Genomic DNA, 14,905 nt, shown 5'->3' on the forward strand with positions numbered 1-14,905 from the left:
TGCCTGAACATCACACCTGCCTGAACATGAAAGGCGATCAAAAGGAGATGACCCGATGCCCAACGCCCCCACAAACGACGCAAACACCAACGCCGAGCGCTACCTCGCCATCTGGAACGAGACGGATGCCGCTCGCCGCCGCGCTCTCATCACCGAGAGCTGGATAGAGGCCGCAACCTATATCGACCCGCTGATGCGCGGCGAAGGCCATGAGCAGATCAATTCGCTGGTCGAAGCCGTCCAAAGCCGCTTCCCCGGCTTTCGTTTCGAGCTGATCGGCACAGCCGACGGCTACGGAAACAACCTGCGCTTCTCCTGGGGCCTCGGCCCGGAAAATGGCGAAGCGCTGATCAAGGGCACGGATTTCGCCGAGCTCGAGGACGGCAGGCTGAAATCCGTCCGCGGCTTCATCGATCTCCTGCCGGAAGCCGCCTGATGACCCCGACCGCCCGCTCTCTCGGAGATCACCTGCGCGAATGGCGCCAGCGCCGCCGCATGAGCCAGCTCGACCTCGCGCTGGAGGCCGAAATCTCGCAACGGCATCTGAGCTTCATCGAGAGTGGGCGCTCGACCCCGAGCCGCGAAATGCTGCTGCATCTCGCCGAACGCCTCGGCGTGCCGCTCCGCGACCGGAACCCGCTGCTGCTGGCTGCGGGTTTCGCCCCCGTCTTTGCCGAACGCAGGCTGGATGATCCCGCCCTTGAGCCCGCGCGCCGGGCCATCGATAGGGTGCTGAAAGGCCACGAGCCCTTCCCGGCGATCGCCATCGACCGCCACTGGACGCTGGTTGCCGCCAACGCCGCCATCGCACCACTGCTCGAAGCCGTTGCTGATCCATCCCTGCTGGAACCGCCCGTGAATGTGCTGCGCCTCAGCCTGCATCCACAGGGGCTGGCACCGCACATCATCAATCTCTCGGAATGGCGCGCCCATCTCCTTGATCGGCTGCGTCAGCAGATTTCGGTCTCGGGCGATCCGGTGCTGGAAAAGCTGCTGAAGGAACTGCTGTCCTATCCGGCTCCCAAAGATGCTGGCGAGCCCCACACCGACCTTGCCGGCATCGCCGTGCCCTTGCAGCTTTCGACCAAAGCCGGCCTGCTCTCCTTCATCTCGACAACGACCGTCTTCGGCACGCCCGTCGATATCACCCTGTCGGAACTGGCAATCGAAACGCTCTTCCCGGCCGACAAGGAAACGGCCGCGATACTGCGCGGCCATCTGGCGAATTAAAGATCAGAATTCCACGCCCGGCTGCCCCTTGATACCCGAGCGGAAGGGATGTTTGACGAGTTCCATCTCGGTCACGAGATCGGCGATCTCGATCAGCTCGTCCTTGGCGTTGCGGCCCGTCAGCACAACATGCGTCATATAGGGCTTCTCGGTTTTCAGAAATTCCACCACCTCGTTGATATCGAGATAGTCGTAGCGCAGCGCGATATTGATCTCGTCGAGCAGCACCATGGAATTGCGCTCATCGCGGATCAGTTCCTTGGCCTTTTCCCAGGCCGCACCGGCCGCCGCCACATCCCGCGCCCGGTCCTGCGTCTCCCAGGTAAAACCCTCGCCCATCGTGTGGAACTGGCAGACATCGGAAAAGTGCTTCTCGATCAGATCCCGCTCGCCCGTCCACATGGCGCCCTTGATGAACTGCACGACGGCAGACGGCTTGCCATGGGCGATATGGCGGAAAATCATGCCGAAGGCGGCTGATGATTTGCCCTTGCCCTTGCCGGTGTGGACGATGATCAGGCCCTTCTCATCCGTCTTGCTGGCCATGATCTTGTCACGGGCGGCCTTCTTCTTCGCCATCTTCTCGGCGTGACGGGCATCGTCCTTTTCGGCTGGTACGACTGGCTCTTCGGTCATGGCTGGCTGCCTGCTCTTTTCTTGGTTTCGTTGGATTCAGTGAGGTTGAATTGCGCCGAGTTGCTGCGCGGCGTCCAGAGTCCGCGATCGATCGCCTCCATGAGCCGTTCCTTCATCTCGGAAAGTGCCGCCGGGTTCTTCTCGGCCATGAAATCGCGGACCTTGGGGTCGGCGACGAAGGCCTGATAGACCGCCTCGAAATGATGGTTGCCGACAGCCCCCGTCGTCGCCGCAAAGGCAAAGAGATAATCGACCGTCGCGGCAATCTCGAAGGCGCCCTTGTAGCCGTGGCGCATGACGCCCTCGATCCATTTCGGATTGACGACGCGCCCGCGCACCACGCGCCCGATCTCTTCTTCAAGCGAACGGATAACAGGCTTTTCCGGCCGCGAATGGTCGTTGTGATAGATCGCCGGCCGCGCACCGCCGAGTACCTCGGTCGCCGCCGCCATGCCGCCTTCGAACTGGTAGTAATCGTCGCTGTCGAGCAGGTCATGCTCACGATTGTCCTGGTTCTGGACAACCGCCTGAATGGACCGCAGCCGCTCCTCGAAGAGCCCGCGTTCGGCCTGTCCCTCTTCACCCGCGCCATAGGCATAACTGCCCCAGACGAGATAGGCCTCGGCCAGATCCGCACGCCGCTCCCAGCCCTTCTCATCGATCAGCGCCTGCAAACCCGCACCATAGGCGCCGGGCTTCGCCCCGAAGATGCGATAGCCGGCCCGCTTTGCCGCGGCCTTCTCGTCAAGCCCGGCAGCGGTCAGCCGTGCCGTCTCGCCGCGCATGCGCCCGGCAATCGGGTTGTCGGTTGCATCCTCCTCCAGCGCACCGACCGCGCGGATCGCCTTGTCGAAGAGCGCGATCTGCTCGGGAAAAGCATCGCGGAAGAAGCCGGAGATCCGCAGCGTCACGTCGACCCGCGGCCGCCGCAGCATGGCCGGCGGGATGATCTCGTAGCCGGTGACGCGACGGGACGCCATGTCCCATACCGGCTTGACGCCGATCAGCGCCAAGGCTTGCGCGATATCGTCACCGCCAGTGCGCATGTTGGACGTGCCCCAGGCCGTCAGCCCGAAGGAGACGGGCCATTCGCCGTGATCCTGCACATAGCGGCGGATCAGCAGTTCGGCGGATTTCTTGCCGAGTTCGTAGGCGGCGGGCGTCGGCACAGCGCGACTGTCCACCGAATAGAAATTCCGCCCCGTCGGCAGCACATCCGGCCGCCCGCGTGTCGGCGCGCCGGATGGCCCGGGCGGCACGAAACGGCCGTCGAGGCCGCGCAGCAGACTGGCGATCTCGGCCGGGCCGCAGGCGAGGATCGAAGGTTTGAGACGAGCTTCGATTTCATCGAGCACGCTTCTGGTTTGGGACCAGGGAGGTGGGCAGGTGATTTCGCCGGAGACAAGCTTGGCTGCAAGCAGCTCGATGCGTTCGACGGTGTCGCCGTTCGTGCGCCAGGGGGCGTCGATTAGGTCGGCGAGGATTGGCGGTCTTGGGCCGGTCCAAGAGGCGGCCATGTCGCAGTCGAGAGGGTCGAATGTGGGGTTACCCCCCTCTGTCCTGCCGGACATCTCCCCCACAAGGGGGGAGATCGGCAATACGCCAGACTGTCGCGCTACATCTGTTGTTTGGGGAGATGGTTGCCCCGATTCGATCTCCTCCCTTGTGGGGGAGATGTCCGGCAGGACAGAGGGGGGTGTTACAGGCACAGCGCCCAACCCAGCATCCCCAGCAATCGCCCGCTGCAGGCTCGCATCTCCACCCTCACCTAGCCCGCGCGGCACCCGCGCCAGCGCCACAGTCAGATCCGTCAGCAACCGCCCTTCAGGCGACACGCCAAACACATGCAGCCCGTCACGGATCTGCATTTCCTTGAGATCGCAGAGATAGGCGTCGAGCTTCTTCAGCGCCTCGCCTTCGCTTTCGCCCTTCGCAATCCCCGCATCCCGATCAAGACCGATATCAGCAACGAGATCGAGGATCTGCCGGCTGAGCAGCCGGATGCGGCGCGGATCGCCGCCCGATGCCTCGTAATATTCGTCGACCAGCGCTTCCAGATCCTTGAGCGGCCCATAGCTTTCGGCCCGTGTCAGCGGTGGCGTCAGATGGTCGATGATAACTGCAGCCGTGCGGCGTTTCGCCTGCGTGCCCTCGCCGGGATCGTTGACGATGAAGGGATAGAGATGCGGCAGCGGCCCGAGGATCGCCTCGGGATAGCAGGTCTCCGATAGCGCTAGTGCCTTGCCCGGCAGCCATTCCAGATTGCCGTGCTTGCCCATGTGGATCACTGCCTGTGCGCAGAATTCCTCGCGCAGGAAAGCATAGAAGGCGAGATAGCCGTGCGGCGGCACGAGATCGGGCGAGTGATAACTTTCCTTCGGATCGATATTATAACCGCGCGCCGGCTGGATACCGATCAGCAAGTCGCCGAACCGGGCGAAAGGCAGCGCAAAAGCGCCATCGCGGACATAGGGATCGGCCTCCGGCACACCCCAGCGCGTGCTGACTTCATCCTGAATCTGAGCAGGAAGAGATTCCAGGAAATCCTTGTATCGACTCAGGGAAAGCTGCTCGCGCACGACCTTGCCATCGAAGCCGGAATTGGTCGGCCCCGCCATCAGGTGCCGTATCAGCGCATCACCATCGGCAGGGATATCGGCGACCGGATAGCCGGCCTTCTCCATCGCTCGCATTACCTCGATGGTGCCTGCTGGCGTATCGAGGCCGACGCCATTGCCGAGCCGTCCGTCACGGTTCGGATAGTTCGCCATGACGAGCGCAACTCGCCTGCTCTCCAACGGCATCTGCCGCAGCCGCGCCCAGTTGGCGGCAAGCGATGCCACATAGTTCATGCGCGCCTCATCCGGCTCGCTGGAAACGATGTTGGCCTCGACAGCAACGTCATAGCGCGCGGCTGATTTGAATGAGACGGCACGCGACAGCACCCTGCCATCCACCTCCGGCAGCGCGACATTCATGCCGAGATCACGCGCCGAGAGCCCTTGCGACGAGCCGGCCCAGGCCTCCCGTGACGAAGCGGAGAAGATTGCCTGCAGCACGATCGCGTCGTTGGCCTCCAGCACCGTCGGCTCGCGATCGGCGCCGGGTGCGGAGACGGCAAAGCCTGTCGTGTTGATGACGACCTCGGGCTTCAGTTCGGCGAAGATGGATTCGAGAATGCCCTTGGAGACGGGATCCTTGAGGCTGTAGGCGAAGACCGGCAACGGGCGCAGGCCTTGCTGCTGGAGGGCTTCGATCAAGGCTTCGACGGGCTTGGTTTCGCCGCTCTGCACGAGGGCGCGGTAGAAGGCGATGGCGACAGTAGGTGGCGTCTCCTGCCGGACTCGAACTTCGGCTTTGGCAAGCCGCCGCCACTCCTCAACTCCGACAAGCCCTCGCCCCGGCCACCAGATCCCCGCCTTCATCAGCGGCGCGGCTGGCGCCGGCTTCTCCGCCCCCGAAAGCATCGCTGATGCATGGGCAAGAAAGCCTTGCGCATTGGCGTCGCCGCCCTCGATCAGATACGCCCACAGCGCATTCAGATCATCAAGCGACACATTGGAAAACGGCGTCAGCCCCGCATCCGGCCGCGCATCGCCCGGCAGCACCGCAATCAGCGCCCCGTTACGAGCGGCAACCGCATGCAGCGCCTCCAGCGCGTAGTGAAAGTAGCTCGCCCCACCCAGCGCCCGCACGATGATCAGCTTCGCATGCCGTGCCGTGCGTTCGACGTAGGTATCGACCGACATCGGATGCTTCATGCTCATCAGGCTCGCAAGCCTGAGCGTATGCCCGCTCGCCCCGCCGGAATGAGCCGCAGCGATTGCCGCAAGCTCGGTGTCGGCGGCCGAGAGGAACAGGATATCGCCCGGCGACTGGCCGAGGTCGATGGCCTCGCCCCCGTCGCTGATTGTTCCCTGTTGGGCGAGAAGCAGATGCATCGATTATTCCCTAAGCGAGCGCTTCGATCGCCTTGCGCACCGCGTCCTGATCCATCTCATGCAGGCCGATGACGACGAGGCGCGTGCTGCGTGCTTCGCCCGGCGTCCAGGCGCGGTCGAAATACTGGTCGATGCGGGCACCCACGGCCTGCAGCTGCAGGCGCATCGGCTTGCCGGAGACATCGATGAAGCCCTTGAGACGCAGCACGTCATGCTCGGCGATAATGCCCTTCAGCTTCTCGACGAAACCTGATGTATCGGCGATAGCGCCAAGCTCGACGACGAAACTGTCGAATTCGTCGTGATCGTGCGGCGTGCCGTCCTCATGCTCCAGCTCGTGATGGGACTTGCGGTTGACGATATCGTCTTCCGTGCCGATGCCGAGGCCGAGCAGCACGCTTGCCGGCACGTCGCCATTCCTGGCCTCGATCATCACAGGCTTGCGGGCGATGCGCGAGGCGACTTCGCTCTTCACACGGCCAAGGCCGTCAGCGTCGATCAGGTCGGTCTTGTTGAGCACGATCAGATCAGCGCAGGTCAGCTGATCCTCGAAGAGCTCCTCGATCGGGCTTTCATGATCGAGCGATTCATCCTCGACCCGGCGTGCATCGACAGCATCATGGTCATCGGCAAAACGCCCTGCGGCAACAGCGGCGCTGTCGACCACGGTGATGACGCCGTCAACGGTGACTTCGCTTCTGATGTCCGGCCAGTTGAAGGCGGCGACCAGCGGCTGTGGCAAGGCAAGGCCTGAAGTTTCGATAACGATATGGTCCGGTCGCTGCTCGCGCTCCAGAAGCTTGGTCATCGTCGGAATGAAATCGTCAGCAACCGTGCAGCAGATGCAGCCATTGGTGAGCTCGATAATATCGTCCTCGGTGCAATTCTCCGCCCCGCAGCCCTTCAGCACATCGCCATCGACGCCGAGATCGCCGAACTCGTTGATGATGAGCGCAATCTTCTTGCCGCCGGCATTGGTGAGCAGGTTGCGGATCATTGTCGTCTTGCCCGCACCGAGGAAGCCGGTGATGACGGTTGCGGGAATTTTCTGCTGCATGGATTTAACCCTTCATTTTCAGCGGCAGACCTGCCGCGATAAAATACACGTCGTCGGCCGAAGCCGCGATCATCTGGTGCAGCCGGCCGGCATGGTCGCGAAACTCCCGCGCCATGCGGTTCTCAGGCACGATGCCGAGGCCGACTTCATTGGAAACGATGACGAGCCGCGCCTTTGCCTGCGGCAGAAAGGCGGCAAGGGCGGCGGACCGGGAGGCGATATCGCGCCCCTCCATCATCAGATTGGTGAGCCACAGCGTCAGGCAATCAACGAGAACAGCCCTGCCCTCGCCGTCGATTGCCGCAAGGCGCTCGGTAAGGTCGAGCGGTTCCTCATGCGTGGTCCAGGAGGGGCCGCGGTCGGCCTTGTGCTGGTCGATACGCGCCTGCATTTCGTCATCCCAGGCGCGGCCTGTGGCGATGTAGTGGCGGTCGAGGCCGCTTGTGGTGACGAGGTTTTCGGCGAAGCGGGATTTGCCGGAGCGGGCGCCGCCGAGGATGAAGGTGGCGTTGAGAAGGCTCTTGGTCATGCCACGGCCGCCCTTGGAGCGAAGGCGCGGCTCCACCCACCTCCCTCATCCCTGTGCTTGTCACAGGGATCCAGCGTGCCCAAGTCCTTGGGCACAAGAGACTCACTCAACGACGGCGTAGATTCATTCACTGCGCGGACGCGCCGTGGCTGGATTCCTGTGACAAGCACAGGAATGAGGGAGGAGAGGAAAGTGCACGCCGGGTAACGTCCACCAACAGGCACCAGACGCATCCCATCAGGGGATACCGAACCGACACCTTTCACACGCACCACCAGAGGCAGCGCTGAATCAAATCCTTCAGCCAAGACAACCTCCGTGCTGGCAGCGGGCAAACGGCCCAGTATGGGCATTATGCCCGGCACGGATGGCAGGTCTCCTGGCTCGCAGTTATCGGCCGCGACAGGGGCGACCTGATACGGTCGCCCCTGGTCGTGCCAGCGGATCTGCCTCGCCTTCCCGGCTGCGTCTCGTGAAAAGGCGGACGATTCGTAGAGATAGAGGCGTCCTGCCCCGGCTGATCACGATGCATTCCAGTGGCTTTTCCGGCATTTATCCCGCCTTGCCCGCCTGCAGAATGCGAGGCTGTCAGCGCAACGGTTAAAATACCGGACGGAAGACCCTGACTGCTCTACAGTCGCGGGGTCGGCTGTGATGAAGGCGCCCGGCTTGGGTCCGCCCCGTCACATTCCCTTTTCATCCGGAAGGCGTAAGGCCGATCCGGAACCATCCATTATGTCAATTCATGGTTAGGCTTCCGCCCCGGGCATGTCAATCGGTGCACCGGGTGCACACAGAGATCATCTCGACTTACACTACCGATATTATCGTCTTTAATCAAAGGTTTACGTCACAAAAACTTTACGGCTCAGTCGGTATTTTGCCGCAATTGCCGCTCATGCGGATGCCGGCTCCGCCCTTGACCCCCACTCCTGCCGCCTAGTTTCCCCATGATGCTCTCCCGAATGGATATTCGCCGCCTCGGCCCTCTCGGCACCGTCTTTGATCCGGGACGCCTGCGCGCGCTCATACGACACAGCGAAATGGGAATGGTCTTTGCCGGCGCGCTCGTCGGTATCGCCTCGGGGCTTGCGGTCACCGCCATGAGCTATGTCTCGGAAGAGATGCACAGGCTGATCTTCGGCATAGACGGCACGACGAGGCTCAGTGCCTCGCAAATCGACAGCAAGTTCCTGCTGATGACGGCCCCGGTTGCCGGCGGCATGCTGCTCGGCCTGTTGATCTTCATTCTCGCCAGATGGCGCAAGAAACCGATGGTCGACCCGATTGAGGCCAATGCCCTGCATGGCGGCCGCCTGTCGCTGACGGACAGCATTCTCGTCGCCATCCAGAATCTCGTTTCCAACGGCTTCGGCGCATCCGTCGGTCTGGAGGCCGGCTATACGCAGCTTGCAGCCGGCATAGCCTCGAAATTCGGCCTGAAGCTGCAGCTGCGCCGCTCCGACATGCGTGTCCTCGTCGGCTGCGGTGCAGCCGGCGCCATCGCCGCCGCCTTCAATGCACCGCTGACGGGCGCCTTCTATGCCTTCGAGCTGATCATCGGCACCTACACCATCGTCTCGCTGACGCCTGTCGTCGTCGCCGCCCTCGTCGCTACACTGGTCGCCCGCCTGCTCTCCGGCAGCGATTTCATCATCGATGTCGGCAGCTTCGGCGCTGTCCAGCCCGCCGATTACGTGCCGGCGATCGCCCTTGGCGCCTTCTGCGCCGGCATCGGCATCCTCATCATGCAGGGCGTCTCCTTCGTCGAGGAGCTGGCGCGCAAAAGCGCCATCGCGCTACCTTTCCGCCCGGCGCTCGGCGGCCTCGTCGTCGGCCTGCTGGCGCTGGTCTCGCCGCAGGTGCTGGCCGCCGGCCACGGCGCGCTGCATCTGAACCTCTCCCATGAGATCACCATTCCCGCGCTGATCGGCCTCTTCCTTCTGAAATCGGTGGCATCGGCCATTTCGATCGGCTCCGGCTTCAGGGGCGGCCTGTTCTTCGCCTCGCTCTTCATGGGTGCCCTGCTCGGCAAGCTCTTTGCCTATTCCGCCCCCTATTTCGCCGATGCGACACTGACGCCCGTGATCTATGCCGTGGTCGGCATGAGCTCGCTCGCCGTCGCCGTCATCGGCGGGCCGCTGACCATGACCTTCCTGGCGCTGGAGATCACCGGCGACTTTCCGATCACCGTTCTGGTACTCGCCGCCGTCATTACCTCCTCGCTCGTGGTGCGCACCACCTTCGGCTACTCCTTCGCCACATGGCGCTTTCACCTGCGCGGCGAGAGCATCCGCAGCGCCCATGATGTCGGCTGGATCCGCAACCTGACCGTAGACAAGCTGATGCGCTCAGACGTGAAGACCGCAAAACTTGGAATAACGATGGACGAATTCAAGGAGGTCTTCCCCATCGGCTCGACGCAGCGCGTCATCCTCGTCGATGACGGCGACAAATATGCCGGTCTCGTGCTCGTGCCGGAAATCTACGCCAACCCCACCAGCGCGCAGGACGAAGCCCAGCAGCTGACCGATTTCATCCGCTACAAAAACGATTTCCTGCAGCCGCAGATGAACGCCAAACAGGCAGCCGCGATCTTCGACAAGACCGAAAGCGAAGCGCTCGCCGTCGTCAACAACCTCATCGAGCGCAAGGTGATCGGCCAGCTCAGCGAAAGCCACACGCTGCGCCGCTACAGCGAAGAACTCGACCGCCGCCGTCGTGAGGTCTCAGGCGAGATCTGAGGCATTTGCCGCTGAAGTCAGAAACACGCCGCCATTAGAGCTACGCATCAAACTTTCTGAAAATCGATTCCGATTTCAGGCCACTGCCGTAGTCGGTGCCGCGAGCTTGAACACGTCCGCCCTCCTCGAAACGCCGCGCAATTCGAACGATCCCAGATGTTCGCAGGCGACACCGCAGGCGGCCGCGAAGCTTTCCGACATCAGAAGGGGCTGGCCGAGTTCGCCGCAGAGTTTCTCGAGCCGTGAGGCCTCGTTGACGGCCCTGCCGATCACGGTGAAATCAAGCCTGCCGCGGGCGCCGACATTTCCGTAGAACACCTCGCCGAGATGCAGGACGACGTCGACGCCGATATCAGGCCCGCCCTCGCGCGCCCGTTGACGATTGAGCGCCTCGTTTGCCTCCAGAACATTTCGGGCCGAGGCGAGCGCAGCCATGCAGGCCGTCTCAGGATCCTCGCCGTCTTCACCGCCTGTCGGAAAGATCGCCAATACGCTGTCGCCCATGAACTTGAGAATCTCGCCGGAATTTTCCTCGACATGCCGGCCGATCAGCTCGAAATGCTCGTTCAGAAACCCGGCGATCTCACCGGGTTGATAGACCTCGGTCAACGCCGTGAAGTTTCTGAGGTCTGCAAGCAGGATCGCGGCATTGATGGCGCCTCCCGTTCCCCTCTGGACCTCGCCCGCAAGGATGCGCGCACTCGTCTTGGCGCCTGTATAGACAGCAAGGATATCCGAGGCGGTTCTCGATGCCGCGATGCGGTAGCAGGCAAGCCCCAGTGCCGGGAAAAGCTTTGCGATGATCGTCAGCTGATCATTGGAAAATCCGCCCGGCCTGTCGCTTGTCAAGGACAGGCTGACCCCGCGCAACGCGGCCTCCTTCGGGAACTCCAGCAGGCTGACCAGATGATCCGTGCCGCCGCCAAGCGCGAATTCCGCAAGCTGCGGATAGTCGTCGACACCCTCCCCCTTGGCAATGATCCATCGTCCCGACGTTTCGCCTCGGCCCAGCAGATAATAAATCGGCGTCTTCTCGAAGCTCAGCTGCGCCGCGCTGCCATATTCGGCCCTCTCGATGGTGGTCGCGCCGCCGCGCACGAAATTGGCCGAGATGCCGGCATACATGGGATGAATGGATGGCATCGCGATACTGCCCCGCCAGATGGGAAAGCCATCGGCGATCAACCGGTCGCACAAACCGGCAATGAGCTCACCGATATGCTCGCTCCTGATTCCCTCATCTATAAGCCACTGAATATGATCGTTAATTTCGGAACCTCCACATGGGTCGGCGCAATTCTATGATCGGAAATAGGGCGAATGGGCGGCAATGCCGAACCGGGCTGCGACCTCAGGCAATGGCTGCGAGGCCAATGTTTCTAACCATCCATCCCGGCAACGATGACCGCGGGGCAGGCGAAGAGAGAACGATACCTGGCAACACCTTCATTCGCCTGCCTCGCCTCCTCATACCATTCCCGGGCAATGGAGGCGGTGCGGAATTCGATGATCAGAAGCCTGTTCATCTGCCGGTTTCCCTGGACAGGCTGGACCTTGCCTCCCGGAGACCGGACGCGGCCTCCATGGAACGTCATATCCGCCGATATGCATGCAAGATATTCATCGATCGCCTGATCTTTGATATCGGGATGGATTTCGAGAATGAAATAGGCGCTCATGGATCGCTGCCTCTAACAAGGGCCGAACAGCCATGCGAGAGTATCGACATGACGATGACAATTCCTTAGAATATCGAAACAATTAGTTCGGAGATCTAAACGTTTTGCCGAAAAAGTCAACTGACCGCCTCGCGCGCTACATTCCGACGGTCCAGCTGTTTTCGGCCCGGCTCGGGCTGTTCCACCAGAAGGTGGCCGAGCAGGTGGGCTTGACCAGCACCGAATTCAAGTGCTTCCGGCTGTTGGAAAAACTCGGACCGCTGTCGATGACGGCCCTGTCGCGCGAGGTCGGATTGAAGATCGGTACGGTCAGCGGGCTGATCGACAAGCTGGAGGCGACCGGCTTCGTCGTCAGGCAACGGGATGAGACCGACAAACGCCGCCTTGTCCTGGTTGCCTGTCCCGAGGCCTCGGCACGCGCCACCCGGCTCTACGAGGAGCAGAGCGAGCCGGTCTCCGCGATCCTGGACTCCTACAGCGAGCCGGAATTCAACCTGCTGCTGACCTTCCTCACCGATCTCGGCAATATCTTCGCCCGGACCTCTCCGCCGTCGCGGAAAGAACCGCATCCCGAGCAGGCCTCCACCCACTCCGGTGAGAAGCCATGAAAAACGCCGCAGGAATGAAGGCGGGCATCTCCGATCACATCCTTACCGTCATGCCGCCATCGACGGTCAGTACGTGGCCGTTGACGAAGGAAGCGGCACCGCTTGCAAGAAACAGCGCCGCGCCGGCGATCTCGTCCGGGCGGCCCCAGCGTTGGACCGGGATGCGCTGGCGCACGAAGGGCATCAATTCCTCGTTTGCAGCCATCGCCGCATTCGTCTCGGTGGCGAACCAGCCGGGCGCAATCGCGTTGCTGGTGATGCCATGCGGCCCGAATTCGACCGCCATGGCGCGCATCAGGCCGGTCAGGCCCTGCTTGGCCGCCGGATAGACGCAGTCGCCGGGCATGACGACATGGCCGCTGATCGAGGTCACCGCGATCAGGCGGCCGTAATTGCGCCGCTTCATCAGCACGGTTGCGTCCCGCGAAAGCGTTATCGCTGCGGCCAGATCGGTGCGCAACAGCTCGATGATGGCATCGTCGTCGAATTCGGCCAGCGGCCGCCTGTCGCGGGCGCCGACATTGTTGATCAGGATATCGAGACGGCCATGGGTCCTTTCGATGTCGGCCATCAGCCCGCGCTGGGCCTCGCGGTCGGCAATGTCGAACGCCGCGGCCTGCGCCGTGCCACCAGCGGCGCGGATGGTCTTTACGGCATCTTCCAGCGTCGCCGCCGTGCGCCCGGTGACAATGACATGCGCACCGGCCTCGGCAAGTGCGCGTGCCATCTCGAAGCCCAGGCCACGGCCGCCGCCGGTCACGAGCGCCACCTGACCTGCCAGTGAAAATCTATCCAGTATGCTCATGATCTCCACCGCTCTCGACTGGGTGCGTTGCAGCGATAATTAATGGACTCAGTCAACTAATTTGGCAATAGCGGAGCATCATCGATGAACGCAGGCCATCCGGCCTAGTCAAGCAGTCCTGCAAGCCAGCGCGGGTCGAGATGTTTCTCCAGGTCGACTGCGACCTCATCGAGTGCCCGGTCGACGCTCTCGCGGTAGTTGCCGCCCTCGCCTGAGAGGCCAAAGCTTTGAAGCAGCCGGGCGCGGTAGGCGTCGCTGCCGAAGAGGCCGTGCAGATAGGTGCCCGTGATCCGGCCGTCGGCCGAAACCGCACCATCCGCCAATCCATCCACGATCGCGGCCGGCCGTTCGCAATCAGCCCCTCGCGTGACGCCGAGGTGGATCTGATAGCCTGACAGCGGCACATCATATTCCGCCGAATGAGCGGAGCTGTTGCGTACCGTCTTCTCCGGCGCCATCTCCGTCTCGACATCAAGCAGGCCAAGCCCTTCGATCTCTGTCGTCGTACTCTCGATGCCGAGCGGATCATTCACCTTGCGGCCGAGCATCTGGTAGCCGCCGCAAATGCCGATCACCCGGCCGCCACGGCGCACATGGGCGGCAAGGTCGAGGTCCCATCCCTGCGCCCTGAGATCGGCGAGATCCGATATGGTCGATTTCGAGCCGGGCAGGATGATCAGCGCTGCATCGGCTGGCAGCCGCTCGCCAGCGCGCACGAAGACGAGCTCAACGCCAAGCTCGGCCCGCAGCGGATCGAGATCGTCAAAATTGGCAATGCGCGGCAGCACCGGCACGGCGATCTTCAGCGCCCCCCGCTCGCCCTTCACCAGCCGCTCCAGCACGACGGAATCCTCGGCGGGCAGCCGCCCGGCCGCCTTAAGCCAGGGCACGACGCCGAAGCAGGGCCAGCCGGTGAAACCTTCGATGGCGCGGATACCGTCGTCGAACAGGCTTACATCGCCGCGGAACTTGTTGATGATGTAACCCGAGATCATCTTGCGATCTTCCTCGCTGAGGATCGCGTGCGTGCCGACCAGCGAGGCGATCACCCCGCCACGATCGATATCGCCGACGAGAACGACAGGGACGTTCGCCCGCGTCGCAAAGCCCATATTGGCGATATCGCCGGCCCTGAGATTGATTTCGGCGGGTGACCCTGCCCCCTCGACGATGACGAGGTCGGCACCCTCGGACACCTTGGCGAAACTCTCCAGCACGGAAGAGAGCAGCTGCGGCTTCAGCCGTTGATAGTCGCGCCCCTTCGCCTGCCCGAACACCCTGCCCTGCACGATGATCTGGCTGCCGTTTTCCGACTGCGGCTTGAGCAGCACCGGGTTCATATGCACCGATGACGGTGTGCGTGCTGCGAGCGACTGCAGCCATTGCGCCCGGCCGATCTCGCCGCCGTCGTCGGAAACCGCCGCATTGTTCGACATATTCTGCGGCTTGAACGGCCGCACCGTCAGGCCGCGATTGGCCGCCAGCCGGCAGAGCCCCGCCACCAGCACCGTCTTGCCGACATCCGAGCCGGTTCCCTGCAGCATGATGGCTCTGGTCATTGGCGCCTATCCGTGAAGTATTTCCGGCAGGCCTACAATGCGCGCGGATATCAGGTCAACAAAGGGCCAGAAATGCGAAAACCGCGATCGGGCCATAAGCCCTACGCGGTTTGCCGT

At 62.6% G+C, this 14,905-nt stretch carries 12 protein-coding genes and 1 riboswitch; of the genes, 4 read left to right on the plus strand and 8 right to left on the minus strand.

Annotation, left to right across the window (positions count from 1 at the left end):
* Positions 1–55: 55 nt before the first annotated feature.
* Positions 56–436 carry a nuclear transport factor 2 family protein gene (locus J2X71_RS28340; protein WP_310387439.1) on the plus strand — a complete coding sequence of 127 codons (381 nt, stop codon included), beginning with the start codon at positions 56–58 and terminating at the stop codon, positions 434–436.
* Complete coding sequence (locus tag J2X71_RS28345; protein WP_310387441.1) at positions 436–1,230, plus strand: helix-turn-helix transcriptional regulator; 795 nt, start codon at positions 436–438, stop codon at positions 1,228–1,230. Before J2X71_RS28340 ends, J2X71_RS28345 begins: the two co-directional genes overlap by 1 nt.
* 3 nt (positions 1,231–1,233) lie before the next feature.
* On the opposite strand, the gene cobO is transcribed toward J2X71_RS28345, so the two are convergent.
* Genes cobO through cobU form a run of 4 tightly spaced genes read right to left on the minus strand, consistent with a single transcriptional unit; the run spans position 1,234 to position 7,393 of the window.
* The gene (gene cobO, locus J2X71_RS28350) at positions 1,234–1,866 is read right to left on the minus strand and encodes a cob(I)yrinic acid a,c-diamide adenosyltransferase (RefSeq protein WP_037099329.1); all 633 of its coding nucleotides are present in this window, start codon (positions 1,864–1,866) and stop codon (positions 1,234–1,236) included.
* Positions 1,863–5,807 carry a cobaltochelatase subunit CobN gene (gene cobN, locus J2X71_RS28355; RefSeq protein ID WP_310387444.1) on the minus strand — a complete coding sequence of 1,315 codons (3,945 nt, stop codon included), beginning with the start codon at positions 5,805–5,807 and terminating at the stop codon, positions 1,863–1,865. Before cobN ends, cobO begins: the two co-directional genes overlap by 4 nt.
* Positions 5,808–5,817: 10 nt before the next feature.
* Positions 5,818–6,864, minus strand: a complete 1,047-nt coding sequence (gene cobW, locus J2X71_RS28360; protein WP_310387446.1) for a cobalamin biosynthesis protein CobW — start codon at positions 6,862–6,864, stop codon at positions 5,818–5,820.
* Between the two features lie 4 nt (positions 6,865–6,868).
* Positions 6,869–7,393, minus strand: a complete 525-nt coding sequence (gene cobU, locus J2X71_RS28365; RefSeq protein ID WP_310387447.1) for a bifunctional adenosylcobinamide kinase/adenosylcobinamide-phosphate guanylyltransferase — start codon at positions 7,391–7,393, stop codon at positions 6,869–6,871.
* A 351-nt stretch (positions 7,394–7,744) separates the two neighbouring features.
* Positions 7,745–8,139, minus strand: a riboswitch (cobalamin riboswitch).
* A 207-nt stretch (positions 8,140–8,346) separates the two neighbouring features.
* Here cobU and J2X71_RS28370 point away from each other — a divergent pair.
* Positions 8,347–10,137 carry a chloride channel protein gene (locus J2X71_RS28370; RefSeq protein WP_310387595.1) on the plus strand — a complete coding sequence of 597 codons (1,791 nt, stop codon included), beginning with the start codon at positions 8,347–8,349 and terminating at the stop codon, positions 10,135–10,137.
* A 75-nt stretch (positions 10,138–10,212) separates the two neighbouring features.
* Here J2X71_RS28370 and J2X71_RS28375 read toward each other — a convergent pair whose 3' ends face one another.
* Both J2X71_RS28375 and J2X71_RS28380 read right to left on the minus strand, forming a co-directional pair.
* Positions 10,213–11,280, minus strand: a complete 1,068-nt coding sequence (locus J2X71_RS28375) for an adenylate/guanylate cyclase domain-containing protein (RefSeq protein ID WP_310387449.1) — start codon at positions 11,278–11,280, stop codon at positions 10,213–10,215.
* Between the two features lie 236 nt (positions 11,281–11,516).
* Complete coding sequence (locus J2X71_RS28380) at positions 11,517–11,816, minus strand: DUF1330 domain-containing protein (RefSeq protein WP_310387451.1); 300 nt, start codon at positions 11,814–11,816, stop codon at positions 11,517–11,519.
* Positions 11,817–11,920: 104 nt separating this feature from the next.
* Here J2X71_RS28380 and J2X71_RS28385 point away from each other — a divergent pair, with 104 nt between their 5' ends.
* Entirely contained in the window at positions 11,921–12,424 is a 504-nt protein-coding gene (locus J2X71_RS28385; protein WP_310387452.1) for a MarR family transcriptional regulator, read from the plus strand.
* A gap of 34 nt (positions 12,425–12,458) precedes the next feature.
* Here J2X71_RS28385 and J2X71_RS28390 read toward each other — a convergent pair whose 3' ends face one another.
* Both J2X71_RS28390 and J2X71_RS28395 read right to left on the minus strand, forming a co-directional pair.
* Complete coding sequence (locus tag J2X71_RS28390) at positions 12,459–13,229, minus strand: SDR family oxidoreductase (protein ID WP_310387454.1); 771 nt, start codon at positions 13,227–13,229, stop codon at positions 12,459–12,461.
* 104 nt (positions 13,230–13,333) lie between these two features.
* On the minus strand, positions 13,334–14,788 hold the full coding sequence (locus tag J2X71_RS28395; RefSeq protein WP_310387456.1) for a cobyric acid synthase: 1,455 nt from the start codon (positions 14,786–14,788) through the stop codon (positions 13,334–13,336).
* Between the last annotated feature and the right edge of the window lie 117 nt (positions 14,789–14,905).

Source organism: Rhizobium sp. 1399 (assembly GCF_031455475.1).
Lineage (GTDB): Bacteria > Pseudomonadota > Alphaproteobacteria > Rhizobiales > Rhizobiaceae > Rhizobium.

Bases quoted from the DNA above. Each gene is read 5' to 3' on its own strand.
- cobN (WP_310387444.1), bottom strand. From the start codon at position 5,807: ATGCATCTGCTTCTCGCCCAACAGGGAACAATCAGCGACGGGGGCGAG.
- J2X71_RS28345 (WP_310387441.1), top strand. From the start codon at position 436: ATGACCCCGACCGCCCGCTCTCTCGGAGATCACCTGCGCGAATGGCGC.
- J2X71_RS28395 (WP_310387456.1), bottom strand. From the start codon at position 14,788: ATGACCAGAGCCATCATGCTGCAGGGAACCGGCTCGGATGTCGGCAAG.
- J2X71_RS28370 (WP_310387595.1), top strand. From the start codon at position 8,347: ATGCTCTCCCGAATGGATATTCGCCGCCTCGGCCCTCTCGGCACCGTC.
- cobO (WP_037099329.1), bottom strand. From the start codon at position 1,866: ATGACCGAAGAGCCAGTCGTACCAGCCGAAAAGGACGATGCCCGTCAC.
- J2X71_RS28375 (WP_310387449.1), bottom strand. From the start codon at position 11,280: ATGCCATCCATTCATCCCATGTATGCCGGCATCTCGGCCAATTTCGTG.
- J2X71_RS28380 (WP_310387451.1), bottom strand. From the start codon at position 11,816: ATGAGCGCCTATTTCATTCTCGAAATCCATCCCGATATCAAAGATCAG.
- cobW (WP_310387446.1), bottom strand. From the start codon at position 6,864: ATGCAGCAGAAAATTCCCGCAACCGTCATCACCGGCTTCCTCGGTGCG.
- cobU (WP_310387447.1), bottom strand. From the start codon at position 7,393: ATGACCAAGAGCCTTCTCAACGCCACCTTCATCCTCGGCGGCGCCCGC.
- J2X71_RS28390 (WP_310387454.1), bottom strand. From the start codon at position 13,229: ATGAGCATACTGGATAGATTTTCACTGGCAGGTCAGGTGGCGCTCGTG.
- J2X71_RS28340 (WP_310387439.1), top strand. From the start codon at position 56: ATGCCCAACGCCCCCACAAACGACGCAAACACCAACGCCGAGCGCTAC.